Consider the following 25,018-nt stretch of genomic DNA (forward strand, 5'->3'; position numbering starts at 1 on the left):
AAAGGAGTGACCTTACGATTGGCTAACACATTGCAGATGAAGGAGCCGCTTAATTTTAATCACCTAAATTGTGAACCTTTACATATCGAGGCGGGAGATGGATTTCATTCGCACCCTTACTATGAAATTTATTATTTTCACACGGGTAAATGCAACTATATTATTGGGGATCGAATTCATGTACTTGAACCAGGTGATTTGATCCTCATGCATGGAATGACCTTACATCAGCCACACCCCGAACCTGTTATACCGTATATCCGGACTACCCTTCATTTTTATCCTTCCGTAATTGAAGAATACGCACATCCCGAGAAAGCAAAATGGCTTCTTGAACCTTTTGAAAGATTAAACAATGAAGTGATTCATCTCTCTAAAGCACAGCAGACGGAAGTGGAAGACATTTTCACGCAGATGAATGAATTATTTCAGGGGCAGGAGGAACAAGATTGGACCTATGATCGTTTTGTATTTAAGTTATGCGATTTTCTCGTGATGACTGCATATTTCTCGGAAACGGCGATGAAGCATCGAAGGGTTTTATCAGATAAAGAAGAACATCTGCAGCGCATCATTACCTATCTTGAAGTACATTATATGGAAGAAATTAACCTCTCCGATATTGCGAGTGCACTTCATTTATCTAAACCATATATGGCTGCTCTATTTAAAGAACTAACCGGTACAACGATCATTAAGTATTTATATCAAAGACGGATTAATCAAGCCAAACTGTTATTTCGCCTTCAGCCTGATCTCAGCGTGACTGAAGTCAGCCGCAAAGCAGGTTTCAAACAGATCTCTCACTTTAGCCGTACTTTCAAGCAAGCGGCGGGCTGTACACCTGAAGCTTATCGAATAGAACAAGTATCTCGATTACGCTAGCTAAGTCCCTCATTCTAGCTCACGATTTTTTATACGATGATGACAGTCACGATTTGCCTTTCTTTCACGATAAGGAGTAAAGTGTTACTTGAAAGTGAATAAAGGATGTGAATGAAATCGTGAATGAAATGAACAATGAAATCATGAAAGAAATGATGAATGAAAAAGGAACCGAAACATTCATTGTAAGTTCTAGTCAAGCTGATATGGATTCAAAAATAAAATTATCCGCCTTGCTGGAACGATTGCAGGATGGTGCTGACCGGCATTTACAGCAGCTTGGAATCACCATTTCTGAAATGCTGCGAGATGGTTTCGGATGGATGCTAATGACCATGGATCTTACAATTACACAGCACCCTGTACTCGAGGAAAAGATGGAACTTGCCACTTGGTCTAAGGGGTACCGGGGAGTTGTCTGGTTAAGAGATTACGAATTAACAGGAGACTTAGGAGCGGCAGGATATGCTCGTTCGGCCTGGACGCTTGTTGATATTAACAAACGAAAAATTTTGCGTCCAACTGCGTTTCCATATGAGATCCCGATCGTAGAAGGTGAGGTTTCGGAGGGACCTCCCGATAAGGTAGCTGTCCCGCAAGAGTTGGAAATGAGAAAAGCTTATGAATTCATTGCTACATATAGTCTTATGGATAGTAATGGACATGTAAATAATGCCAAGTATGCAGATCTCTGTTACGATGCTTTAGGAGCAGGTGAAGTTCGGAATCTGCGTATGAATCGTTTTCGGATTACCTATCACCGAGAAGTGAAACTTGGGGAACTTGGAAGGATTGAACGAACCGATCTCATAGATCAATCCATCTGGTTCAAAGGTATAAATCAAGAAGGAAAAATCATTTTTGAAGCAGAAATTCAGTTTGAAGATTAATTATAAAAACACTGCAGAGTAGAATTCTGTAGTGTTTTTTATATCCTGAAATAAATCTTATGTTTGAAATTTACTAGCTTATGGTAATAAATAACAAGCATGACATATAACGGAAAGGGAGGGATTTGTCATGAGTCAAGTTCCGAAACGTAATCAACGAGAAGATCACGCAGATCAAGAACATGAAAAAAAGAATAACCACACCATGGACCACCCAGAGCAGTATAAGACGGAGGAAGAAAGTTTATTTGATCGTTTTGAGGATGAACTTCACGTCGACCCTATTCCAATGGAAGATCTTAAACTTGAACAGCAGGAAGAAAAAGATAAAGAAGCAACGAAAAGCAATTCTTCCACAGAAGAAAAGTATCGTGCTGATTATCGAAAGTAAAGTTCATTTTATATTGTTTTAAAAGTAGGTTATGTAGAGATCATGTAGGACATGGTCTCTTTTTTTTGTTGTTCGTTCTCCTACGTTTAAAATAAACCAAAATGTTTAAGGATAATGGAGATGATCATTTGGATAAATAGATATAAGCAGAAAGAAAGTAGGGATAGGATGGTACAAGATTGTATTATTGTAGGTGGAGGAATTGCTGGACTTCAAGCGGCTATACAGCTGGGACGTTACGCTGAGCATAAGGTGCTCGTTATTGATTACGGAGAGGGTAGATCAAGTTTATGCCGAAGCTATCATAATATATTAGGTTTTCCAGACGGAATATCAGGAGAAGAACTTCGGAAAAGAGGAAGACAGCAAGCAGAATCATATGGAATAGAGTTCATTCATGATCGTGTCATTAAGGCACATAAGGAAGAGGGGATTTTCACATTAACAGGAGAAAACGGCAGAGAATATAAAGCAAGAACACTACTGCTTGCAACAGGATTAACGGATCGTCATCCTGAACTTCCTGGTCTGAGAAATACGCTTGGCATTTCTGTATATGTGTGCCCTGATTGCGATGGTTATGAGATTAAAAATAAAAAAACAATCATTATGGGTTCGGGAACAGCCGGTGCGGGTATGGCTCGTATTCTCTCCAGTAAAACACCGGACTTAACATACATTAATCACGAGCAGGCGGATATCCCAAGTGAAATTCTTCAAAAACTAAAAGATAAGAAGATTGAGTATATAGAAGAACCAATTGAAAAAATAGAAGAACAAGAAGATGGGATGATTACCACTGTTATTTTGAAAAATGGGAGAAGAATTGAAGCTGAACGTGGTTTTATTGCGTTTGGGAATAACAAAGTTCATTCTGAGCTTGCTGAACAACTTGGAGCAGAAGTTGCGGACAATAAACATGTAGCAGCGGATGGAAGATCCCGTATGTCCACTGTGGAGAATTTATGGATTGCTGGAGATCTTGGTATTCATTCAGAGCAAGCCGCAGTTGCCATGGGTGACGGAGTCTTATGTGGAATCTGGATCAACAAAACCCTTCATCATATAAAAAAATAAAAAAATACCCCTCAAGTAGGAAAATCACATCCTAAAGAGGGGTATTTTTTATTTCTACGCATTTTCTAATGGTGTACCTTCATAAAAAGCTTCAGATGTAGTTAGTCATCATTTTGATACATACATATAAAGTAACGTCTATTTAGGAAGTGATTATATGCCGTTTATTGGTGGGATTGTTTTAGTCATCATTTTAGCTTTTGTCGTGTGGATGCTGTTAACTCCAGTCTTTACTAAAGTTGGAGAGAAAGTGACTAAGAAATATAAACAATTTACGAAAGAGGAGAATGCGAATGAAGAATCTAAAGACGTTTAAAATTGGTGGAATCGTGATTGGAGTAGTAATCATAATCGCTTTATTAGTGGTTAGTTTATTTGTAACACGGATTCCAAACGGTTATGTTGGCGTAGTTTATTCACCAAATGGGGGAGTTAAGGATAACACGTTAAGCCAAGGTTGGAAACTGGTAGGGGCTTTCGACAAGGTTACTAAATATCCAATTCGTATTCAAACAGTGGAATACAAGGACATTCAGATTGCAACTTCTGATGGTAAAAGTATCACCATTGATTTTGCTTACAACTATCAAGTAGAGCCAGATAAGGTATCATCGATTTTCAATAAGTTTGGTCCTATTAGTATCGAAGAAATTGAAGACACCTATTTGAAAACAAGATTCCGTGATGCAGCACGTAAGGGTATTTCTAAGTTTACTGTAATTGATGTTTATGGAGAAAAATCATCTGATGCAGCTGTCGATGTACAGCAACGTTTTTCTGATGACGTAGCAGAACTTGGTTTCATTGTTTCCAATGTAACAGTTGGGGTGCCGCAACCTGATGCCAAAACCCAAGAAGCTATTGATAAACGAGTAGAAGCTTCTCAAGAACTTGAACGTAAGACTACGGAGTTAGAAATAGCTAAGAAAGAAGCAGATAGAAAAAGAGTGGAAGCACAAGGGAATGCTGATAAATTGTTAATTGAAGCAGAAGGCCAAGCGAAAGCAAATGAAGTGCTGCTGCAATCATTAACGGATGAATTAGTACAATATGAAACCGTTAAGAAATGGGATGGGGTATTACCGTATGTAAGTGGATCTAACACTCCCGTAATCCAGCTGCCTACGCAGAAAACTGAAAACAAGTAAATAAGAATATGGGGGAGGAAACTCCCCTCATTCTTTACCTCACAAATAAAAAATAAATGGATTAAGGAATTTCAACTGCGTTTCCTGTTTCAAGTATCGAGGCGAGGTTAATAAAAAGTAAGACAAGTTATGGAAAAAAGTAGAATGTGAAATTGGAGTGATATCTGATGTCAGAAAAAACACATATGATTAATAAAGATAAAGAAATGAAGCTTGACCAAGTAGAGAATGTGATACAGCGTATGGATGTCGAGCAGAAGGAAGATATTTTAGAAAGTTTTGATGCGTTCAAACAGTATCTTAACAAACGCGTATCACTTGGTGAATCCCTTGGACTAAACGAAGAACAATTGTCAAAAGTTGCCCAAAAAGTAGCGGATATTCTAGCAGCGAAGGAAGAACCGCGTAATCGGGAAGAAAAATTGCTTCAGGAACTTTGGAATGTTGCCGATCCAGATGAGAAAGATACGCTGGCAAGAATACTTGTCCGGTTTGTTAAAAATTAATGTGGATCAGGGGCCCTTTAGGGGGCCCCAATAAACAGTAAAATGAAAATTTATTATATTTTTAATAACAACTTTGAAACTCTTTCATCATTTACAACGTCTATAATATAACTAGAGCTAATAAGTGCACAGAAATGAAAATTCACCATATTTTTGATGGATGTACAGTTTATTCGACTCTAGGAACTAGTCAGATGATTTGCAAGTAGAGGAATCATGCTGAATATGAGGAGAGATGCAAGATGAAAAAAACAATACTGGCAATGAGTTTATTAAGCGTAATTTTTATGGGTTCCTTTACATATGGAAATTTGAATTATGAGGCATCGACTGTCTTAGCGAAACCAACTGACCCTGAGGTTCAGACTGAAAATAAAGATACAATGGATACGACTAAAGAAACCATTTATATAACGAATATGAATAACATAGAAGGACAACTTGAAATTCAAGCAGATGATATCGAGTGGTTTGAGGGTAAGGTTGCTGATGAGGCTCTTGTGAAAAACGAACCGAATGCTGGCATCGATTATGCGCCAGATGGTTATTACATCGTTAATGACGAGCCTTCGACTTCCGAGTTAAAAATTGCTCCAGATGCGGAAGTATTGGTACAAATTTACGACCGTACAGGTAAGCCAGAAGATATTGATATCAACTGGAATGAAAAAATCAGTCTTGAAAAATTCATTGCTCTCTATAATGAGACAGATAACTTAGATATGAGTCAATTCCCTTATCATGTTACTGTTCAGGATGGAGAAGTAATTCAAATCGTTCAGCAGTATATTCCTTAAGTTATAAATACGTTTTATCATAAAAGGATAACAAAAGCCCCTTCCTATTAGGTAAGGGGCTTTTTGTTACAGACTGAACACAAACTAGCTTGCCAGCAGTCTTTTTTATTTTACAATAGTAGTAACTGTTTTTATTGAGGTGACCTAGATCAACTCGTGCCAGAAGATCATTAGGTTTGCAAAATCGAATCAGCGATCGACTTTTCTTTTATCTACGACTTGGTTCATGATTATTCGGAAGTTGGACATGCTCTCGGATTAGCTCATGCATCTACTGGTGTTCCATCAGTTATGCGTAATCAGTTACAGCGCCATGCAAACGTTTTATAAATCACAAACTGATGATATTAATGGTGTAAACAGTTTTTACACACATTAAATGAGATTCATAGGAGGGAATTATGAAGAATTTTATAAGTTTAACATTTAGCGTATTTTTGTGCCTTGCTTTGATAGCATGTTCAGGTGAGAATAATAATGCTCAAACTCCAGATGCACCAACAACCTCGGAAACATCAGAAACTACTAGCCAAGTAGATTACGGTCTAATGGACCTAGCTAATATTTATGAAGATTTAGGTGGAATAGTAGAAGATTCAGCACTTATTGTTGAAGTAGAAATCCCCGGTACAACAGATGAAATAACTTACGGTGGTGCCGATTTTGTATTATCTGATGCAAGAGTAGTTGATGTGATTTCAGGAGATACATCATATAGCAATGAAGAGATCGAGTTGTTTGAAGTGAAATCTTTTGATATTAATCGAACCTTAGAAGATGGTAATCGTTTTATATTGTTTCTAGAAAAATATGAAGGACCAGTCTATGAGGAGGAAGCTTTTGTAATTATAGGGGCTTATCAAGGGAAGTTTAACATCGATAAAAACAGCAATGTCGAATATAAAGCATCTGAATATAATGGAATCACTACTTTTCAATCCGAAATAACTCCAGTCTCTGTAGAACAATTCAAGCAAGAAATAAAAGATATAGTTAAGGAACAACAAAAAAATGAAGTTTTTAAAAACGAGATTGATGAATGAATAGCCGTCTTTTGACGGCGAAAAGCCACTTCCTAATAGGTAAGGGGCTTTTCGTTATTAAGGCAACGGATAAACATTGTTATGGAAGATTATTAAGGTGTGTCTGTCTCTGTAGTAGTATTTACTGCGCCGTTCTGTGCGGGTCCTCCGAATCCGTTGTGAACTTGTATAGATATCGCCTCCTTAGTTCCCGCTTCAAGAGTAATATCCACAATATCGTCAGCTTGTAGTTCGGTTGAAGGCGTAGTAGTAGTGTCTGTAATCGTAATTTCTATTGTTTCATCGGTAAAAAGTTGATCCATACTTGGCGGTGCAGATCCATCCTCTGGCATTTCAGGGGCCGTTCCTTGAAGAACTTCTCCTTGTTCTGGTAAGGTTCCTGTTCCTGAGCCAGCAGGAGCTTCGCCTTGAGGAATTCCATCTTGCGAAGCTTCGCCTTGTGGAGCCTCACCTGCAGGAGGCTCCCCTCCATTCCCTTCACCTGGCTGGATAGAAGAAGTATAGATCGTTAGTGTACTTCCTTCGATCGATTTAACCTTACCGAGTAACATGGTACCCTGTGTTTCTGAGCCATTTGCATTTGTAGAAGTGGAAGTAGTAGCTTCTGTTACTGCGGATGGATTCGACTGTGCATCGTCTGAAGTTGATCCGCAGCCTGATAACAAGGTGAGAAGTAACGCACTAGCTAGGCTCAGAGACGCAAGGATTGAACTTTTATTTCGTTTCATAATCAAATTCTTCTTCAATGTATGTAGTTTTTAAGATCTCATCAGTCCATATTACTGTGCTCATATGAACTGAGCATGTACGGAAACTTAAACCAAGCTGAAAAAGCATGAAATAACAATGAAATTTTAGAGGACGTAGAACGAATACCTACTGCATATAATGCCTAGTGAGATCGCGAGATAAAAGAGGTGTGAATATGTATGATTGTATTATTATCGGGGGAGGACCCGCAGGACTTAGTGCAGCGTTAGTACTTGGACGATCGATGCGGGAAGTCCTCCTGTTTGATCATGGAAAACCAAGACATGCACCTGCCCGTCATTCTCATGGTTTTATAACGAGGGATGGAGTAACACCATCGGAGTTCAGAAGACTCGCTTATAAGGATCTAAGTGCTTACCCTTCCATACAAAAGAAAGAGGAAGGAGTAGTAGATGTCCGTCATCACACTCGCGGAGGTTTTGAAGTGCTGTCTTCCAACGGAACGCGTGAAACAGCCAGAACGATACTTTTAAGCAGCGGGATTCAGGAAAAATTACCTCAAATCAGAGGCCTAGATTCTTTTTATGGTCAGAGTTTGTTTAGTTGTCCTTACTGTGATGGATATGAAGTAAGAGGGAAGAAGCTTGTCCTCATCACGGAATCTAAGAATGCTTTTGCAACAGCACAAATCATTCAACATTGGAGTAAAGCTTTAGTGTTATGTACGAATGGACGCTCTATATTGACACCAGATCAATATCGAATGCTGCAAGTCCGAGGAATTCAAGTAACAGACCAACCGATACAACAGTTGCTTGGTAAAGATGGCCAATTAGCAGGTATTGTATTTACGAATGGAGATAAGCTTCCCTGCGAAGCTGGGTTTGTTACTCCACAGCTGTCACAATCAGGTCATTTTAGCTACAAATTTCGTTGTCAAATGAATGACAAAGGAGCCATTCAGACAGATGGTTATGGTCGCACCTCAGTTCGCGGAATCTATGCTGCTGGAGATAACTCCGTTATCACACCGACCCAGTTACTTATTGCCGCAGGAGAAGGAAGCAGGGCAGCAATTGGGATCAACATGGATTTGATTCATGCTGATTTTTGAGAAAAAGAAAAGAAGACTCCCTTATTCATGAAGGGGTCTTCTTTAAGATTCTCATCTGCTTAGTAACTGGAAAATGCACTGGAGATAATAACAAGAAGGATAAAGAGTACTAAAATTGCACCAATAGACTTTCCTCCGTCAAATCCAGAATCACCACAACCACAATCATACCCACCATTACGTTGATCATTGCTCATATGAACTGACCTCCCCTCATGAACCTTTTGCATCTTATGTATGGAGGTCGGCAGAAGATTGGGCTGCTTGGTAATCTGCCCTTAATTTGGGCGGGGCTTAACTTTAGGTTGTCATATGAAGCGGAATACGTTATGCTAATGGATAAAATTTCAAGGAGAAATGAATAATGTATAGCACATTTTATTTGAACAGTAACAAACGACAGAGAATGATGAGAAAAGGAGGAGATCATGATGAATAAAGTAAATGCAGGGCATCCGGTGTAACGTAATATAGCCATATGCCCTCTACATAGAGAGGGATGTAACCATGAATTTATATACATTTAAAAAGAGACATGCTCACTTTTTGCTCACAAGTATAGGAATTTCTCATATTGGCGATTGGATCTATCTGATTGCTATTAATTTAATGATTCTTCATATGACCGAATCCCCAGCAGCGGTAGGGCTATTATATATTCTTAGGCCCATTGCTACGATGTTTACTGCTGGATTTGCCGGAAGTTTGGTAGACCGGTGGAATACACGAAATATGATGATTTGGCTTGATCTATTTCGGGCCGCTTTGATCCTCGCTGTTCCTTTTTTACCTTCTTTACCTCTAATTTATATCTTCGTATTTCTCATCAGTATGGCTAGTTCTTTGTTTGAACCGGCTTCACTCGCCTTCACCGTTTCTTTAATTCCTACTGCCTTACGTAAGAAATACAATGCATGGGTTTCCTTAACTCAGTCAGGAGCTTACATTATAGGTCCTGCTGCAGCAGGTGGTTTATTTGCCATTTCAAGCAGTAAAACAGCGATCATTGTGAATGGAATCTCATTTCTCTTGTCAGCACTTCTTCTTACAGGTTTACCTAAATTGGGGTCTGCTTCTACGCATGTTGAGGAAGAGGGAGAGCAAGGTCACGGTCATATAAGTAAAAAGTGGAGGATACTAAAAAAAGACTGGTCAATCGTATGGCGCTTTAGTAAAACACATGTAAAAGTAATCATGGTCTATGGACTATTTCATGGGATTATGATCATGGCTGCTGCTTTGGATTCGCTGGAAGTTTCTTTTATAACACAAGTCATTCACAGCAATGATTCACAGTACAGCATGCTCTTAAGCATTACCGGGATTAGTTTTTTACTAGGTTCATTTATTCAGACTCGTATGGTAGATAGACTGCATACCATGTCACTGCTGGGGTATGGTGCGCTACTATTCTCAACAGGTTATGTTGTCTACAGCTTTTCGCATCACTTGGTTGTAGCAGGTATAGGATTTGTAATTTTGTCATTCTTCCAGGCCTTTATGAATACAGGCTATTATACATACATTCAGAATGAAATTCCCGCTTCTATGATCGGTAGAGTTACAAGTGTGTACAGCTTCATTCAGTCCCTTCTAGAGATGATTATGATCTGGCTTGTTAGTAGGTTTGCTGAATTTCAAGATGTGAAATCAGCAGTAGTCTCCGCATCCTTAATCCAATGGGGAGTCGCTTTAATTCTGCTCGGATATTGTATCTACTTGATGATACTTGAACCAAGAAAAAGAGATTCAACTCCGAGAGTTATCCAGTAATTGTTGCAAGTGTAACCAGTCTTTAATGGCTTGGAGAAACCGATGAGCAGCCGGGGAAAGCTCTGACAAAGAAGGAGCGGCAATCCCGATAAGTCGGAATGGTTCTTCTGCAATTGGAATAACACGGACAGTATCAGGAAGTCTGGAAAGTACCATTTCAGGCAAAATACTGATACCAAGTCCATGTTGAACCATTCCAATAATCGCCTGCTCTTCCGCAATCTCATACCTAATATTCAGCTTTGTTTGATGCTCTTTGATCATGGTCTCAATCTCATCGTCACCTCCCCATTTCGGCATAATAAAAGGTTCATTATTTAATTCAGTAAGAGAGACAGAAGAGGCTTCAGCTAACGGATGTTCCGAAGAGACAATACATACCATACGGTCTTTCCTTAAAGGAATGGTATCTAGCTGGGATTGTCCTTGCAGTGTAATAAAGCCAAAATCAACGGCTCCAGAAGTAATCCAGTTTCTGATTTCACCATAGTCTCCTTCTCTCAGTTTAATTTGAATGGCTGGAAATTCATGATGAAAAGATTTAATGACACCGGGAAGCCACTGAGATGAAACGCTGGTAAAGGTGCCTATACGTACTGTACCTGTCTGGACTCCATGAAGTAAATTAATTTCTTGTTGCATCATTTCCTGCCATTTTAGGATTTCTCTCATGTAATGGTAGATTCGTTCTCCATTTGTAGTGAGTTGAATTCCCGATTTGGCTCGGATAAGAATGGTGAATCCAAAGTCTTTTTCCAAGCTCAAAATGGCATGACTAACAGCGGATTGCGTTAAATTGAGGATAGCGGCTGCTTTCGTTAAAGTGCCGACTTCAATAACAGTGCATAAAACAGCATACTTGGTTAGGCTCACATCTATTTCTCCTTACATGAAAATATTTCATGCTATGTATTATAAACATTCATTTTTCTAATGGAAAGACTTGTTATATACTTTGTCTTGCTGTTTATGAGAGCAGCTTGTTTATCATACATACTGAAAGTATAAGGGAGAAGAAGAAAGACATGTTTTGGGGAATGGATACAAAAAAACAAGCGGATTTGCAAATGCTGTTAGTCACTCTTTTATGGGGGTCATCCTATTTGTTTATGAAAGAAGGACTAGGCAGTATTCAAGAAATTAACCTGATTGCCCTGCGGTTTGGTTTTGCGTTTCTGCTGCTCGGTATTTTGTTTTATAAAAAATGGTCTTACGTGAATGTTAGGCTTGTGGGCCAAGGTTTTATATTAGGTGCAGTTCTGTTTATGGCCTTTGTATTTATAACTTATGGCGTCAAACGGACAAGCACTTCTCAGGCAGGTTTTCTAATCAGTTTGTCTGTAGTTTTTGTACCACTGCTTACCGCATTGTGGAGACGAAAGCTGCCAAGCAAGAAAATGGCAGGTTGCATTATGTTGGCTGTGATTGGGATATCCTTATTAACACTAGACCAAAGCTTGAGTATTGGATCAGGAGATATTTTATGTATTCTTGGGGCAATGATGTACGCTGTATATATTATTGTCTCTGGAATTATGGTCCGAAAAGGCGATGCGATCGTACTTAGTATTTTGCAACTTGGTTTCGCCGGCGGAATTGCATTCATCTTTTCATTCCTATTTGAACAGCCAAAACTGCCGAATTCAAGCGGTGCATGGATTGCAGTTATGGGGCTGAGTGTGCTTTGTAGTGCAGTAGCGTATACACTTCAAATACTGGCACAGCGGCATATGACGTCAACCAGAGCAGGATTGATATTTTCTTTAGAGCCTGTATTTGCAGCAGGTTTTGCTTTTGTTTTTTACGGAGAAAGCTTGCCTTGGAATGGGTTCGTGGGCGCTTGTTTAATCTTATCTGGAGTGCTGTTTACCGAGATTACCCCGCGTTTACCTCAGCGATTTAGAAAACAAAAACACACAGAAATAAGAAGTGTTGAAATAAATCTTAGTGAAGGATCGTCGACATAGACGATCTTTTTTATTTTCTTAAACATTATAACGTTATATTTACCTAACGAAAAAACTGTGATACTCTAATTTCATAAACAAATAGAAAATATAGGAATAAGGAGGAATGATATGGGTAAAACAATCCTTCGCTCCGTACGAACCGCAGATCATCCAGAACGTTTTGATTTAATAATTAAAGATGGCTTAATTGCAGAAAAATCAGCAACGGGTACAGCATGTGGAGATGAAATCTTGGATTGCAGTCATTTGTTCGTGTCCAGCGGCTGGATTGATATGCATGTCCATGCAATGGAAAGTTATCGACCATATGGAGATGAAATAGATGAGATTGGCGTACGGCAAGGTGTTACTACCATCGTTGATGCTGGCAGCTGTGGAGCTGATGATATCGGGAAACTGGCTGAGCTTAGTAAACAAGCGGCTACGAGGGTACTCGCGTTTCTTAACATTTCGCGCATCGGGCTGGGAGAACGGCAAGATGAGCTAAGCTTTTCCGGATGGATTGATGAGTGTGAGATAGAAGCGTCTATACGTGAGCTAGGTTCCTTTATCGTTGGACTCAAAGCCCGAATGAGCCAAAGTGTAGTCAAGGATGAAGGCATTCGTCCGCTTCATACTGCAAGATCTTTGTCAGAAAAAACAGGATTGCCTCTTATGGTACATATCGGGGCAGGACCGCCGGAAATTGATGAAGTGCTGAACTTACTTCAGAGAAAAGATATCATTACTCACTATTTGAATGGTAAGAAAAATAATGTGCTAGATGAAAAAGGGGGATTGTTACCTACTTTTCTAGCTGCTATAAAACGAGGAGTGCATTTAGATGTAGGTCATGGTACCGCAAGCTTCTCATACCAGGTGGCAGAAAGAGTGAAAAAAACGGGCATTCATCCGGGTACCATCAGCTCCGATATCTACCGCGGTAATCGATTGAATGGGCCTGTACATAACTTAGCTGAGGTCATGAGCAAATTCTTACTGCTTGGCTACTCTTTAACGGATATAGTGAATGCGGTTACAGTCCAAGCTGCAACTTGGCTGAAACGGCCTGAACTAGGACGAATTCAAGTAGGGGATAAAGCGAACCTTACTTTATTTACACTTGTTCAAGGACAATATTCACTTACCGATTCCATGGGAGAGACTCGCACCGCACAGACCATAATTGAAACGAAGGGAGCAATCATTGGTGACAAGTTCTATTCTTAAGCAATACGGATTAAAACGCGTAATTAATGCAAGTGGAAGAATGAGCATTCTCGGTGTATCGGCACCAACAGACACCGTCATGGAGGCAATGAAACAAGGGGGACAGCAGTACGTAGAAATTGCCGAACTGACGAACAAGGCTGGAGATCACATCGCAGGTGTATTAGGCTCGGAGTCAGCAGTTGTAGTGAACTCTGCATCCAGCGGGATCGCTCTTTCGGTTGCTGCCATGGTTACACAAGGGAATAAGCGAAAAAGTGAAAAACTGCATCAGGAACCCATTCATAAGAATGAAATCGTAATGCTGAAAGGCCATAATGTGCAGTATGGTGCCCCAGTTGAAACGATGGTTTATCTTGGCGGGGGCACACTTTTGGAAGTTGGCTATGCGAACGAAGGGAAAAAGGAACATATGGAAGAGGCGATTAATGAGCGAACTGCCGCTATTTTATATGTCCAATCACATCATTGTGTCCAGAAAAATATGATAACTGCAGAGGAAGCCTATGAAGTAGCGCGGATGCACCAAATTCCTCTCATTATTGATGCAGCAGCAGAAGAAGATTTGACGAGCTATATCCGGATATCGGATCTAGTCATTTTTAGCGGATCAAAAGCGATTGAAGGTCCTACTTCGGGCATTGTAGCAGGAAAAAAGCAGTATATAGATTGGTTGAAAGTACAGCTGTCTGGTATTGGACGGAGTATGAAAGTAGGGAAAGAAACAACGTTTGGACTGCTGAAAGCATTAGACGAATACGGTAAGAAAACAGATAAAAGTGAGAAGGAGAAAAAAGAATTGCAACAGCTTGTACCTCTTTCCAATCTAAAAGGGGTAGAGATATCAATCGTACAAGACGAGGCAGGAAGACATATATATCGTGGTCGTATTCGGATTCAGGAACAAGTAACAGGCATTAGCGCTGCTGAGGTTGCAGAGCAGCTTCGTACCGGAGATATTGCTATCTACACCCGTGATTACGGCGTAAGACAAGGCTATTTTGATATCGATGCAAGATCACTAAAAGAAGATGATATAAATATCATTTGCTCGCGCATTCATCAAATTATATCGGGGGAATAGAACTTCATGATGACTATGGCTAAACGTTTGTACAAAGGCAGAGCGGCCCTGAATGTACTGGCTGGCAGTGTGCAGAATGCCAAAGAAATTTTTGATGCAGCAGAAGGTCATGTGGTTGTAGGGGTTTTATCTAAAAACTATCCAGATGTATGTTCTGCAGTGGAAGCAATGAGAACTTATGGCGAAGTATGTGAAGATGCAGTATCGATTGGACTTGGTGCAGGAGATCCGAAACAGTCCGAGGTTGTAGCTGAAATTGCAGGAGAATATGCGGGTACGCATATCAATCAAGTATTCACGGGAGTAGGCGCAACTCGTGCGAATCTGAATGAAAAATCAAGCTGGATTAACAGCCTTGTTTCTCCATGCGGAAAACCAGGATATGTGAATATTTCAACAGGTCCACTAAGTTCTTCTGTTACGGAGAAGGCAATTGTACCTGTGGAGGCAGCCATAGCTCTGGTGTCTGATATGGGCGGGAATGCACTAAAGTATTTTCCAATGAACGGACTGGATACAAAAGAAGAATATATTGCCGTTGCAAGTGCTTGTGCCAAAGCGGGGTTTGCACTTGAACCAACCGGCGGAATAGATAAAGAGAACTTCCGTGAACTTCTTAAGATTGCACTAGAAGCCGGTGTTCCTGCAGTAATCCCCCACGTATATTCCTCCATTATTGATAAAAGGACAGGTCTGACGATCATTCAGGATGTTCAAGAATTAACGAATATTCTAAAATTCGAGGTGGATGCTTATGATAACGGGTAACTCTAAGCAGATTACATCTTTTGGTGAGGTCATGATGAGGCTAGAGGTTCCCTCCCATCTGACTCTGAGTCAAAGCCGCTCGCTGAATTATTCCTTTACAGGAACTGGAGTAAATGTAGTATCAGCCCTTATAAAGCTTGGACATAAAGGCGCCATTATAACAACGTTGCCTGTCAATTCACTAGGGGATGCTGCAGAGGCAGCTCTTCGAGGACTCGGTTTTGATATGAAATATGTGCGAAGGGAGGGACTACTGCTTGGATCTTATTTTCTGGAAACAGGATACGGGCCTAGAAAAAGTAAAGTAACCTATGCAAGCCGCGTTAATAGTGCGTTCAACACAACTTCTCATCATGCTTATACAGATTTGTCTTTTGCTGAAGATAGTCATTATTTTCATCTATGCGGTATTGGACTCGCGATGAATGAAGAGATAAGATACGCAATGAAAACACTGGCAAGCATGGTAAAATCAAATGGCGGATCCGTCATCTTTGATTGTAACTTCCGGGCTTCCCTATGGTCAGAGGAAGATAAGAAGCAGGCGAAGACTCATTATGAAGATATGCTGCATCTTGCCGATATTGTGATGATGAACGAACGCGATGCTATCTCTTTGCTAGGGTATAAATCATCATCTGTTGACCGAATAGAGCAAATCAAGGAACTTATTCCTCAGATAGCGAAAGATTATGATATTCGTATCATTTCGGGAACGCAGAGAACGATGGAAGCAGACAGCCATTATATCCAAGGTTTTTTATATCACAAAGATAAAGGGCTTACGTTCGGAAAACCGATGAAGGTACAAGTCCTTGACCGAATTGGTGCAGGGGATGCATATACTGCGGGTGTAATTCATGGGGAGATTTGTGGATATGAACCAGAGTATACTGTTAGGTACGCAACGGCTGCTTCCATCCTTGCTCATACCATTGTCGGAGATACGGCTCAGTCCTCAGAAGAGGATATTCTTCATGTTATGAATGAGCAAGTGCAAGATATTGAAAGGTAGTGATTACGTGACCCTGTCGAGAAAAAAAGGGCCGCTTTATTTACAGCTGAAAAAAACGATCCGCGACCGCATTGTTCATGGCAGATATCCTGTAGGTTCACTTATTCCTTCAGAGCCGCAGCTTGAACATGAATTTAAAGTGAGTAAAATGACGGTACGAAACGCAATTCAGGAATTGCAGCAAGAGGGGTATGTGCAGAAACAGAGCGGAGTCGGTACGACTGTACTTCGAAATAGCGCTTCTCCTCCTTTGTCAAAAGGGAAGAGATTCACAGAAATATTGGTGGAGCAAGGAGACCGAATTGATAAGAAATTAATTGATAAAAAGGTGGAACAGAATCAATCAGATAGCCAGGCTTACAACGTATTTGGACCCTCTTGTCTTTGTATAAAGCGACTTTATTATTTGAATGAAGAACCCTATATTTTTTATGAGCACCGATTTTCATCGGATTTAGCAGGCCGTTTAGACTGGATTCAAGGTGCTGATTTTTCTTTGTATGAGTGGCTGGAGGAGCAAAATCTCGTCGCAGAACGTTATCAGGATCAATTCACGATTGGTCCGCTGTCTGCAGCGATTGCTAGTGAACTTCAGATGCAAGAAGGAGAAATGGTACTCCAAAGACATCGGTATACGTATGATGAGATGAAACATACCATAGAGTGGAGCATTGGCTACTATAACACAAAACTCAAGCCGTACATTGTAGATTATCAGACATAAAGTAGGCTTCTTACTTTGGAATATGATAAGATGTCGCTATATGTGAACATTTTGACCATAGAAAACAGGTGAGAAGATGCGAAAAAAAGTGACAATGCAACAAATCGCTGATACGGTTGGTGTGTCTAAATTCGCTGTATCAAGAGCACTCACAGGCAAATCTGGAGTTAGCGAACAAACAAGAGATAAGATTATTCGTACTGCGGGACAGCTGGGTTATTTTAAGAATGGATTTGGCGGTGCTTCAAGAGCTGTTGCGTTAGAGCAGGAAAAGGAGAAAGAGCTAACCACCGATTGGCGAAAACAAACGGGTACAGTCTTGGTCCTTTTTCCAAATATAAGGTATCAAAATAAAGATTCTTTATATTGGGGACCTATGTTCGAAGGTATATCTGCAAGACTCAATGAAAAGGGATTTGATATTCTGACCCTCACTGAACCGTCTTCGGATAAAGTGTTCTCGTTACTAAATCCCGATGCGATTCAAGGAGTTATTACGGTGGGTGCTGTATCTTCTGCGCTATTGCTTGAATTTCAAAGAATGCAGATCCCTGTAGTTATGTTGGATCATTCCGATTCGGCATTTCACTGCGACACCGTTTTTAGTGACAATATAAGTCTCATGAGAGAGATGATGAATCAACTAATTGCAACCGGTTATCGCAAGTTTCAGTTTGTAGGGAATATTTATGATGCACCCAGCTTTTTAGAACGGTGGACAGCATTTCGAATGACTCTTGATGAGCATAACATTCCGTTGGAACAGAACACGAATTTGTTTCATGAAGAAACAGAGGGTCTTAAGCAAGCAGTGGGCGAGATTCCAAAAAGCCAACTTCCTGAAGTATTCGTATGTGTGAATGATTCAACAGCATTGTTTGTTCTTGAAGAGTTATCCAATCAAGATGTGTCTGTACCAGAAGACTGCGCTGTAACGGGTTTTGATAATGTGGAAACAGCTCTTCCGCTATTGGCTACAGTTGATGTGAATAAGTCATTACTTGGGAGAAGGGCAGTGGATCAATTGTTATGGAGAGTAGCTCATCCGTCTTTACCGGTGGAACGACTTCTTATCCATGCAGATCTCATATTTAGGGATACATATATGACAGCAAAAAGAGAATAGTTATTAAAAAGAAGGACCATTAATTTTGGGTAACTAAATCCAAAGTTAATGGTTTTTTATTTCCTGTTTTCTTTTTTGACCATAACAAAAATAGTTTATAATCAATTTTGTTATTCAAAAATTGTGAACAAGTAAAGACAGTGAGGAAGTAATTTAGAATTGGAAATTGTTTTGTATTATGAACTGGAAATTAGGGTAACAGATTAACCTAGAGTCCTATAAATTATAGGGAAGTAACCGGTAAAGCCTATTTCAATGATCTATTTTAAAAAATAAAGAAGGGCTAACCGAATGCCAGTTACATACTTTAAAAATAACAAAATGTTATTTATGTAAAAAATCATTTGACTAACATTGAAAGGTGGTGTTATTGTTGTTTTGTAAAATGATTCCACTTATTTTACAGGTGCAATCATTTTTAGATAACAGACAGCTATACTGTAACAAGGTGTCATCATTACAAAGGGGGCTATGTACTTTGAGAAACATGAAAGCGCTTTTAATTTTGTTGTTGGTGTCGTGTTTTGTGATTGTAGCCGGATGTAGCGGAGGAAAAACAGCAGAAAATCCAGCTCCGCCAAAAGAAGTGGAAGAAAAAACTCCAGAGAAGACAGAAGAACCACAAGCACCGGCTGTCGATCTTGGAGGTAGAACAATCAAGCTGTCAGCGTGGTGGGATCTTACACCTACCGATGCAGATGCTACAGGGCAAGCTTTGGTTGAGCAACAGAAAAAAGTAGAAGAAAAGTATAATGTGAAAATCGAATACGTTAACGTACCCTATGAAGAATATATGGATAAGTTTACTACATCCGTTCTTGCAGGGGAACCATTCTCCGATATTACCTACCTTGAATACAAAAGTGCTGTACCTACAATTCTGAAAGGACAGCTTCTCAAGATTTCTGAATTCACCACTGCAAATTCTAGTATTAACAAAGATCAACAGCTAGCTAATCCAGGGCCTGCTCTTCTTGGAGAACAATACGCTTTCTATGGCGGAGTTAAAGGAAATGGCGGGCTTGGAATTCACTATAACCGTGACCTATTCGAAAAACTTGGACTTCCTGACCTTCAGCAATTGTATGACAATGGCGAGTGGACCTGGAGTAAATTCCTAGAAATAGCGAAACAAGCAACCAAAGATACAAATAATGACGGCAAAATGGATACGTACGGATTCTCCGGCTGGGCAGGTTTAGTCGGACGTAACCTTATTGCAGCGAATGGGGGAAATACCGTTCTTGACCCAGAATCTGGCGAATCCAATGCAAAAGAAGGGATCACGGATCCAAAGGCAATTGAAGCTATTGAATTTTTAGCATCCTTATACAGCAACAATGTAGTAAAAGTGAAGACAGGAGACAAAGTGAATTGGGAAGAAGGCGACACCTTTAAAGACGGAGACGTAGCGATGTTCCATGGAACACAGTGGATGATCGGAGATCTGAACTTTGAAGTTGGAGTTGTCCCTTATCCAATCGGACCTCAAGGAAGCCCCGAAGTTACTTTTGCGGATACGGCTGTGAATGCTTACTTCATTCCTAAAGGCGTAAAAGATCCAGAAGCGGTATATCAAGTTTTTGAAGAACTATTTGATGTTCCTCAGTTGGAAGAGTACCCAACGCAAAACTATTTGGAGAGCTTATACTCCACGGAAGATGACACACGTATTATTCGCGAACATATTACAGGTACAGGACTTGTAGCACTGGATGAAGCATATCCAGAGTATCCATACAATGATTTTATTGCTGATGTTATTGTAAATAATGCTTCTGTTGCATCTGCAGCGGAGAAATTCAAACAACAGGCGCAAGCTTCGATCGACAAGCTGGGAGCAGCCAAATAAGTACAAAGTTCAGCGATCTACGAGAATATGGGAGCGTTTGCATATTAAAGCTCCCTTTCCGTAGATTCATCTGCCTAAGATAGCAGAGGGGGGAGTTACTATTGAAGGGCCAGAGAAGAGTCCGCTTATGGATCATGAAAAGTATCATTATTACGGGTTGTGTATCGCTTGTAATTGCCGGAGGCAACAGTCAATTGGCCTTTGCTACTTCAGTAAACACGGATAATGTAGAATCGGAAAAGGTTGATTTGTCATCTTCGCCTACTTCCATGAACGAAGGTAATAGCTATCAACTCTCTAGTACTGAACTGTACAGTGAATATATAGAAAAGCACAAAGATAAACCTCTTCCTACAAGCGAAATCGTATTAGGTGCGGATATGGTAAGCGATTTAACTGGGGAAGACAGTGGAATCATTACTGATTTTGAAGGGAAAACCGGAAATTCGGTAAAAACTGGAGAAAAAAGCAGTGTCACATGGACTTTTGAAGTAGCAGATCCAGGTTTGTATCAGCTGGAAACGAGCTACTATCCAATCGAAGGGAAAAGTTCTGCCATAGAACGAAGTGTCCTCATCGATGGTAAACTTCCTTTTCAAGAAGCAGCTTTCATTCAGATGGACAGAGTATGGGGCAATGTAAAGGATGAGCCTCAGCAGGATAACCGAGGCAATGACCTTAGACCTCAACAGCAGGAAAAACCAGTATGGCAAACGACTTTGTTTAAAGATTCCAATGGATATTATGAAGAGCCATTCACTTTTTATTTTAGCAAAGGAAAACACACTTTAACGCTAACATCTCAACGTGAGCCAGTGGTTATTAGTGAAATCAGACTCTTACATGAGGAGCTTCCGCCCGAATATACTACATATGCTGCAGAGTATAAGGATCAGGTACAGCGTACGCCTGACGATGTGTTCATTGAACTTCAAGCTGAAAAAGCGACAGCTAAATCCTCACCTACACTGTATCCGTTAATGGATCGTTCCTCGCCGGCAGTGCAGCCTTATAGCCCGTCCGTATCTAAAATCAATACGGTAGGGGGATATAACTGGCGAATCCCCGGTCAGTGGATTGAATGGAACGTAGAAGTGCCTGAGGAAGGCATGTACGAGCTCGCTTTTAAAGCAAAGCAAAACTTCTCACGAGGAGTCTATTCTACCCGAAAAATCATGATTAACGGAGAAATTCCTTTTCAAGAAATGAATAGAGTATCCTTCCGTTACAAGAGCAGCTATGCGATGCAAGTTATGGGGGATGAAACTCCCTATTTGTATCATTTAAACAAGGGAACCAACGTCATTCGAATGGAAGTAAGCCTCGGAGAATTTGCATCACTAATTAGAGAGGTACAAGAAAGTCTGACTGAACTAAATGCGATGTACCGAAAAATATTGATGATTACAGGTACAGCTCCAGATGAAGTTCGAGATTACAGACTTAGTGAACGCGTGCCTAATATCTTGGATGTTTTTGCAAAGGAAAGTGAGCGATTAAAAGCAGTAGGAAAACGTTTACGTGAGTTATCTGACGAAGAAGGGGATCAAGATGCCCTGCTCAAAACGATGGCTCTGCAGCTCGATGAAATGATGGAAGATCCAGATACGATACCAAGAAGATTATCTGCTTATAAAACCAATACAGGCGGACTTGGAACTTGGTTGCAGCAAACAAGGGAACAACCACTCGAAATTGATGCCATCTATGTTACTTCTCCTGGGAAAAAAGTTCCGGAAAAAGGGATGGGATGGTTTGCGCGCACTTGGCATGAAATCGTAACCTTCTTCTATTCTTTCTTTATTGATTATGACCAGATTGGTAATGCTGCAACGGGAAATACAGATAAAACGATCACCGTATGGATTGGAAGCGGACGTGATCAGGCCAATACCATTAAAGCGATGATTGATGAAACATTTACGCCGGAATCTGGGATACAAGTCAATCTTAAGCTTGTGCCGATGAATTCATTACTTCCTGCCACTCTTTCGGGGGAAGGCCCTGATGTAGCAATGCAGATGGGTAATGATGTTCCTGTGAATTATGCCATGAGAAAAGCGGCGGCTGATTTGTCTCAGTTTGATGATTTTAATGAAGTAAAGCAGCAGTTTAGAGAGAGTGCGATGGTTCCTTACACTTTTGAAAACGGAGTGTATGCTTTACCTGAAACGCAGACATTTAATATGTTATTTTACCGAAAAGACGTACTAGAAGAGCTTGGACTTCAAACACCGCAAACTTGGGAAGAAGTAGGAAGCCTCTTGACTGTACTTGATAAAAATCATATGGACTTTGGTTTACCGCTTGTAACGCAGCCACAATTTCCTGGTGAAAACGTTCCGCCGAATTCCGTATATTCCATGCTATTATTCCAAGGCGGCGGTGAGTTCTACAGAAATGGAAGCAAGGAATCCAATCTAGACTCAAAAATCGGAATGGAAGCGTTTAAACAGTGGACTGAATTTTATACGGACTACAAACTGGAACGGGAATACGACTTTGCGAACCGATTCAGAACAGGCGAGATGCCGATTGGTATCGCAGATTATACTACCTATAACCAGCTGACTGTGTTTGCTCCAGAAATTCGAGGAATGTGGGGATTCACGATGATTCCTGGTACCGTTCAAGCAGACGGATCTACTGATCATACAGTTGCCAGCGGTGGAAGCGGGGTACTGATGCTCGAAGATGCAACAGATAAACAAGCGGCTTGGGAATATATGAAGTGGTGGACTAGTGAAGAGACGCAAGTCAAATTCGGAAGAGAAATGGAAGGGCTTATGGGTGCAGCAGCCAGATATCCAACTGCGAATATCGCCGCACTGGAGAAACTTCCTTGGCCAGTCGAAGATTATGAGAATCTGCAAAAACAGATGGAATGGGTCAGAGGAATACCGGAAGTGCCAGGTGGATATTTTACCGGGCGCCATCTCATTAATGCATTCTATCGATCCGTTGATGCCAAGATCGAACCAAGAGAAGCACTCATGGACTATGTTCAATATATCCAAGATGAGATTCGTGTAAAACGTAATGAATTCGGTCTGCCGGAGTAAAGGAGGGTGAGACGTCATGTCAGATTTACAACTTAAAAATAAAGTGGGGGGCGTCCCTCCAGAGGAACGTTCGCTTCGGCGCCGTGAGCGGCGGCAACAAAAGCTTCATCAGATCAAAATTAATAAACATTTGTATATCCTGATGGCACCTTACATGATTTTATTTTTAATGTTTACCGTATTGCCCGTTCTTTTATCCATTGTAATCAGCTTTACCTATTTTAATATGCTCGAAATGCCTAAATTTGTCGGATGGCAGAACTACACCCGATTGTTTCTAGAAGATGATATTTTTCTGATTGCTTTGAAAAATACATTTTTATTCGGCGCGATTACAGGTCCTGTCAGTTACTTAGCTTGTTTTATATTTGCATGGATTATTAATGAACTTAGCCCGAAATTACGGGCGCTCATGACCCTGATTTTCTACGCTCCTTCCATTTCAGGTAACGTATTTTTCATTTGGCTCCTGATCTTTTCGGGAGATCGTTACGGGATCATCAACGGTCTGCTCATTAAGCTGGGCATTCTGCTAGAACCAATTCAGTGGCTCAAAACAGAAGCGTACATCATGCCTATTATCATACTTGTGCAGCTATGGCTAAGCCTTGGGACCGGTTTCTTAGCATTTATTGCTGGACTGCAAACGGTAGATAAAACATTGTATGAAGCAGGTGCGGTGGATGGAATAAAAAATCGCTGGCAAGAGCTTTGGTATATTACGCTGCCTTCGATGAAACCACAGCTGATGTTTGGTGCTGTTATCCAAATTACTTCTTCGTTTGCAGTAGCCGATGTATCCATTCAGTTGGCAGGTTTTCCGAGCGTCAACTATGCCGCAGAAACGATTGTTACTCACTTAATGGATTTCGGTACCATTCGATTCGAGATGGGTTTTGCATCCGCGATCGCTACCGTTCTATTTATGTTAATGGTGGGTTCTAACATGATCGTTCAAAAATTGCTCAGGAAAGTAGGTGAGTAAAGCGATGAATTTTACGCTTAGCATGTTCCGTAATAAAAGAGTGAATCGCTCTTTCTGGGGCAGCTTCTTCCTCTTTCTGCTCCTGGCTGTGATCGGTGCTTTTATGGTGTTGCCATTGGTGTATGCGATCAATGCTGCTTTTAAACCGTTGGATGAAATCTTTATTTTCCCTCCAACTTTATTCGTGAGAAATCCTACCTTAGATAACTTTGCAGACTTAATCAATCTGCTGGGTGCCTCATGGGTTCCTTTTACAAGGTATATCTTTAATACGGTATTTATCACGGGTGTAGGGATTGTTGGGCACGTGTTATTAGCATCAGCAGCTGCTTACCCGCTTGCAAAACATCGTTTCCCAGGTAGTAATCTCACGTTTAAGCTCATTGTGTTGTCACTGATGTTTACTCCTGCAGTTACTGCAATTCCTACGTACATGATCATGTCCTGGTTAGGATGGGTTGATACTTACTGGGCGGTTATTATTCCCGCTTTCTCATACCCGCTGGGGCTGTACCTCATGAAGCAGTTCATGGAGCAGATTCCTGATGCGCTCATCGAAGCAGCGAAAATCGATGGGGCAACAGAATATCGGATTTTCTGGACGATTGTTATGCCTAACGTAAAGCCGGCTTGGCTGACTTTAATTATTTTACTATTTCAAATCTTATGGGGAACGGATGGCAATGGCTTTATTTATAGTGAGCAGCTCAAGACGCTGACTTCGGCAACCACCAATATCGTACAAGGCGGGATCGCAAGAGCTGGGGTTGGAGCTGCGGTTGCATTGATGATGATGAGTGTACCGATTACGATTTTTGTCTTCTCACAAAGCCGGATTATTGAAACAATGGCCACATCCGGAATGAAGGAATGAGGAGGGTGGATACC

Annotated in this window: 25 protein-coding genes; 22 read left to right on the forward strand and 3 right to left on the reverse strand. The window is 40.6% G+C overall.

Features of this window, described 5'->3' with window-relative positions:
• The first annotated feature begins 18 nt into the window (after positions 1 to 18).
• From ACWPWY_RS05150 to ACWPWY_RS05190, 9 genes are all read left to right on the forward strand, one after another.
• The gene (locus ACWPWY_RS05150) at positions 19 to 885 is read left to right on the forward strand and encodes an AraC family transcriptional regulator (protein ID WP_454190680.1); all 867 of its coding nucleotides are present in this window, start codon (positions 19 to 21) and stop codon (positions 883 to 885) included.
• Between the two features lie 128 nt (positions 886 to 1,013).
• Positions 1,014 to 1,775 carry an acyl-[acyl-carrier-protein] thioesterase gene (locus ACWPWY_RS05155; protein WP_454192804.1) on the forward strand — a complete coding sequence of 254 codons (762 nt, stop codon included), beginning with the start codon at positions 1,014 to 1,016 and terminating at the stop codon, positions 1,773 to 1,775.
• Positions 1,776 to 1,980: 205 nt separating this feature from the next.
• Entirely contained in the window at positions 1,981 to 2,166 is a 186-nt protein-coding gene (locus ACWPWY_RS05160) for a hypothetical protein (RefSeq protein ID WP_454192805.1), read from the forward strand.
• A 168-nt stretch (positions 2,167 to 2,334) separates the two neighbouring features.
• Entirely contained in the window at positions 2,335 to 3,243 is a 909-nt protein-coding gene (locus tag ACWPWY_RS05165; protein ID WP_454190681.1) for an NAD(P)/FAD-dependent oxidoreductase, read from the forward strand.
• 157 nt (positions 3,244 to 3,400) lie between these two features.
• Complete coding sequence (locus tag ACWPWY_RS05170; RefSeq protein WP_454190682.1) at positions 3,401 to 3,559, forward strand: hypothetical protein; 159 nt, start codon at positions 3,401 to 3,403, stop codon at positions 3,557 to 3,559.
• Entirely contained in the window at positions 3,537 to 4,391 is an 855-nt protein-coding gene (locus ACWPWY_RS05175; protein ID WP_454190683.1) for an SPFH domain-containing protein, read from the forward strand. Before ACWPWY_RS05170 ends, ACWPWY_RS05175 begins: the two co-directional genes overlap by 23 nt.
• 167 nt (positions 4,392 to 4,558) lie before the next feature.
• Positions 4,559 to 4,897 (forward strand): DUF3243 family protein, encoded by a 339-nt coding sequence (locus ACWPWY_RS05180; RefSeq protein ID WP_454190684.1) that lies wholly within the window; start codon positions 4,559 to 4,561, stop codon positions 4,895 to 4,897.
• A gap of 242 nt (positions 4,898 to 5,139) precedes the next feature.
• Positions 5,140 to 5,694 carry a hypothetical protein gene (locus ACWPWY_RS05185; RefSeq protein WP_454190685.1) on the forward strand — a complete coding sequence of 185 codons (555 nt, stop codon included), beginning with the start codon at positions 5,140 to 5,142 and terminating at the stop codon, positions 5,692 to 5,694.
• A 401-nt stretch (positions 5,695 to 6,095) separates the two neighbouring features.
• Positions 6,096 to 6,737 (forward strand): hypothetical protein, encoded by a 642-nt coding sequence (locus ACWPWY_RS05190; protein ID WP_454190686.1) that lies wholly within the window; start codon positions 6,096 to 6,098, stop codon positions 6,735 to 6,737.
• A gap of 92 nt (positions 6,738 to 6,829) precedes the next feature.
• On the opposite strand, the gene ACWPWY_RS05195 is transcribed toward ACWPWY_RS05190, so the two are convergent.
• Positions 6,830 to 7,465: a hypothetical protein gene (locus ACWPWY_RS05195; protein WP_454190687.1), complete on the reverse strand. Its 636-nt coding sequence runs from the start codon at positions 7,463 to 7,465 to the stop codon at positions 6,830 to 6,832.
• Between the two features lie 197 nt (positions 7,466 to 7,662).
• Between ACWPWY_RS05195 and ACWPWY_RS05200 the strand changes: the two genes are divergently transcribed.
• The gene (locus ACWPWY_RS05200; RefSeq protein ID WP_454190688.1) at positions 7,663 to 8,562 is read left to right on the forward strand and encodes an NAD(P)/FAD-dependent oxidoreductase; all 900 of its coding nucleotides are present in this window, start codon (positions 7,663 to 7,665) and stop codon (positions 8,560 to 8,562) included.
• Between the two features lie 59 nt (positions 8,563 to 8,621).
• Here the strand turns inward: ACWPWY_RS05200 and ACWPWY_RS05205 are convergent, their stop codons facing one another.
• A complete protein-coding gene (locus ACWPWY_RS05205) occupies positions 8,622 to 8,759 on the reverse strand; it encodes a YjcZ family sporulation protein (RefSeq protein ID WP_454190689.1) in 138 nt (45 codons plus the stop codon).
• 310 nt (positions 8,760 to 9,069) lie between these two features.
• Between ACWPWY_RS05205 and ACWPWY_RS05210 the strand changes: the two genes are divergently transcribed.
• Positions 9,070 to 10,335, forward strand: a complete 1,266-nt coding sequence (locus ACWPWY_RS05210) for an MFS transporter (protein ID WP_454190690.1) — start codon at positions 9,070 to 9,072, stop codon at positions 10,333 to 10,335.
• On the opposite strand, the gene ACWPWY_RS05215 is transcribed toward ACWPWY_RS05210, so the two are convergent.
• The gene (locus ACWPWY_RS05215) at positions 10,312 to 11,208 is read right to left on the reverse strand and encodes a LysR family transcriptional regulator (protein WP_454190691.1); all 897 of its coding nucleotides are present in this window, start codon (positions 11,206 to 11,208) and stop codon (positions 10,312 to 10,314) included. The two genes, ACWPWY_RS05210 and ACWPWY_RS05215, sit on opposite strands and share 24 nt — an antisense overlap.
• Before the next feature lie 152 nt (positions 11,209 to 11,360).
• Here ACWPWY_RS05215 and ACWPWY_RS05220 point away from each other — a divergent pair, with 152 nt between their 5' ends.
• The 11 genes from ACWPWY_RS05220 to ACWPWY_RS05270 all read left to right on the forward strand — a co-directional run bounded on the left by ACWPWY_RS05220 (position 11,361) and on the right by ACWPWY_RS05270 (position 25,004).
• A complete protein-coding gene (locus ACWPWY_RS05220; RefSeq protein WP_454190692.1) occupies positions 11,361 to 12,302 on the forward strand; it encodes a DMT family transporter in 942 nt (313 codons plus the stop codon).
• Positions 12,303 to 12,413: 111 nt separating this feature from the next.
• On the forward strand, positions 12,414 to 13,514 hold the full coding sequence (locus tag ACWPWY_RS05225; RefSeq protein WP_454190693.1) for an amidohydrolase/deacetylase family metallohydrolase: 1,101 nt from the start codon (positions 12,414 to 12,416) through the stop codon (positions 13,512 to 13,514).
• A complete protein-coding gene (locus ACWPWY_RS05230) occupies positions 13,495 to 14,598 on the forward strand; it encodes a DgaE family pyridoxal phosphate-dependent ammonia lyase (RefSeq protein ID WP_454190694.1) in 1,104 nt (367 codons plus the stop codon). Before ACWPWY_RS05225 ends, ACWPWY_RS05230 begins: the two co-directional genes overlap by 20 nt.
• Positions 14,599 to 14,604: 6 nt before the next feature.
• A complete protein-coding gene (dagF, locus tag ACWPWY_RS05235) occupies positions 14,605 to 15,366 on the forward strand; it encodes a 2-dehydro-3-deoxy-phosphogluconate aldolase (protein WP_454190695.1) in 762 nt (253 codons plus the stop codon).
• Positions 15,353 to 16,381 (forward strand): sugar kinase, encoded by a 1,029-nt coding sequence (locus tag ACWPWY_RS05240; protein ID WP_454190696.1) that lies wholly within the window; start codon positions 15,353 to 15,355, stop codon positions 16,379 to 16,381. Before dagF ends, ACWPWY_RS05240 begins: the two co-directional genes overlap by 14 nt.
• Complete coding sequence (locus ACWPWY_RS05245; protein WP_454190697.1) at positions 16,353 to 17,105, forward strand: GntR family transcriptional regulator; 753 nt, start codon at positions 16,353 to 16,355, stop codon at positions 17,103 to 17,105. Before ACWPWY_RS05240 ends, ACWPWY_RS05245 begins: the two co-directional genes overlap by 29 nt.
• Positions 17,106 to 17,181: 76 nt before the next feature.
• A complete protein-coding gene (locus ACWPWY_RS05250) occupies positions 17,182 to 18,231 on the forward strand; it encodes a LacI family DNA-binding transcriptional regulator (protein ID WP_454190698.1) in 1,050 nt (349 codons plus the stop codon).
• A gap of 487 nt (positions 18,232 to 18,718) precedes the next feature.
• Complete coding sequence (locus ACWPWY_RS05255; protein WP_454192806.1) at positions 18,719 to 20,083, forward strand: ABC transporter substrate-binding protein; 1,365 nt, start codon at positions 18,719 to 18,721, stop codon at positions 20,081 to 20,083.
• 101 nt (positions 20,084 to 20,184) lie between these two features.
• The gene (locus ACWPWY_RS05260; protein ID WP_454190699.1) at positions 20,185 to 23,145 is read left to right on the forward strand and encodes an extracellular solute-binding protein; all 2,961 of its coding nucleotides are present in this window, start codon (positions 20,185 to 20,187) and stop codon (positions 23,143 to 23,145) included.
• 16 nt (positions 23,146 to 23,161) lie between these two features.
• Positions 23,162 to 24,130: a carbohydrate ABC transporter permease gene (locus tag ACWPWY_RS05265; protein WP_454190700.1), complete on the forward strand. Its 969-nt coding sequence runs from the start codon at positions 23,162 to 23,164 to the stop codon at positions 24,128 to 24,130.
• Positions 24,131 to 24,134: 4 nt separating this feature from the next.
• Entirely contained in the window at positions 24,135 to 25,004 is an 870-nt protein-coding gene (locus tag ACWPWY_RS05270; RefSeq protein ID WP_191798559.1) for a carbohydrate ABC transporter permease, read from the forward strand.
• Positions 25,005 to 25,018: the final 14 nt, after the last annotated feature.

The organism is Paenibacillus sp. Marseille-Q7038 (assembly GCF_965111595.1).

What these genes read in the sequence shown, in the direction of transcription:
- ACWPWY_RS05155 (WP_454192804.1), top strand. Translation starts at nt 1,014, where the DNA reads ATGAACAATGAAATCATGAAAGAAATGATGAATGAAAAAGGAACCGAA.
- ACWPWY_RS05160 (WP_454192805.1), top strand. Translation starts at nt 1,981, where the DNA reads ATGGACCACCCAGAGCAGTATAAGACGGAGGAAGAAAGTTTATTTGAT.
- ACWPWY_RS05165 (WP_454190681.1), top strand. Translation starts at nt 2,335, where the DNA reads ATGGTACAAGATTGTATTATTGTAGGTGGAGGAATTGCTGGACTTCAA.
- ACWPWY_RS05170 (WP_454190682.1), top strand. Translation starts at nt 3,401, where the DNA reads ATGCCGTTTATTGGTGGGATTGTTTTAGTCATCATTTTAGCTTTTGTC.
- ACWPWY_RS05175 (WP_454190683.1), top strand. Translation starts at nt 3,537, where the DNA reads ATGAAGAATCTAAAGACGTTTAAAATTGGTGGAATCGTGATTGGAGTA.
- ACWPWY_RS05180 (WP_454190684.1), top strand. Translation starts at nt 4,559, where the DNA reads ATGTCAGAAAAAACACATATGATTAATAAAGATAAAGAAATGAAGCTT.
- ACWPWY_RS05185 (WP_454190685.1), top strand. Translation starts at nt 5,140, where the DNA reads ATGAAAAAAACAATACTGGCAATGAGTTTATTAAGCGTAATTTTTATG.
- ACWPWY_RS05190 (WP_454190686.1), top strand. Translation starts at nt 6,096, where the DNA reads ATGAAGAATTTTATAAGTTTAACATTTAGCGTATTTTTGTGCCTTGCT.
- ACWPWY_RS05195 (WP_454190687.1), bottom strand. Translation starts at nt 7,465, where the DNA reads ATGAAACGAAATAAAAGTTCAATCCTTGCGTCTCTGAGCCTAGCTAGT.
- ACWPWY_RS05200 (WP_454190688.1), top strand. Translation starts at nt 7,663, where the DNA reads ATGTATGATTGTATTATTATCGGGGGAGGACCCGCAGGACTTAGTGCA.
- ACWPWY_RS05205 (WP_454190689.1), bottom strand. Translation starts at nt 8,759, where the DNA reads ATGAGCAATGATCAACGTAATGGTGGGTATGATTGTGGTTGTGGTGAT.
- ACWPWY_RS05210 (WP_454190690.1), top strand. Translation starts at nt 9,070, where the DNA reads ATGAATTTATATACATTTAAAAAGAGACATGCTCACTTTTTGCTCACA.
- ACWPWY_RS05220 (WP_454190692.1), top strand. Translation starts at nt 11,361, where the DNA reads ATGTTTTGGGGAATGGATACAAAAAAACAAGCGGATTTGCAAATGCTG.
- ACWPWY_RS05225 (WP_454190693.1), top strand. Translation starts at nt 12,414, where the DNA reads ATGGGTAAAACAATCCTTCGCTCCGTACGAACCGCAGATCATCCAGAA.
- dagF (WP_454190695.1), top strand. Translation starts at nt 14,605, where the DNA reads ATGATGACTATGGCTAAACGTTTGTACAAAGGCAGAGCGGCCCTGAAT.
- ACWPWY_RS05240 (WP_454190696.1), top strand. Translation starts at nt 15,353, where the DNA reads ATGATAACGGGTAACTCTAAGCAGATTACATCTTTTGGTGAGGTCATG.
- ACWPWY_RS05245 (WP_454190697.1), top strand. Translation starts at nt 16,353, where the DNA reads ATGAGCAAGTGCAAGATATTGAAAGGTAGTGATTACGTGACCCTGTCG.
- ACWPWY_RS05250 (WP_454190698.1), top strand. Translation starts at nt 17,182, where the DNA reads ATGCGAAAAAAAGTGACAATGCAACAAATCGCTGATACGGTTGGTGTG.
- ACWPWY_RS05255 (WP_454192806.1), top strand. Translation starts at nt 18,719, where the DNA reads ATGAAAGCGCTTTTAATTTTGTTGTTGGTGTCGTGTTTTGTGATTGTA.
- ACWPWY_RS05265 (WP_454190700.1), top strand. Translation starts at nt 23,162, where the DNA reads ATGTCAGATTTACAACTTAAAAATAAAGTGGGGGGCGTCCCTCCAGAG.
- ACWPWY_RS05270 (WP_191798559.1), top strand. Translation starts at nt 24,135, where the DNA reads ATGAATTTTACGCTTAGCATGTTCCGTAATAAAAGAGTGAATCGCTCT.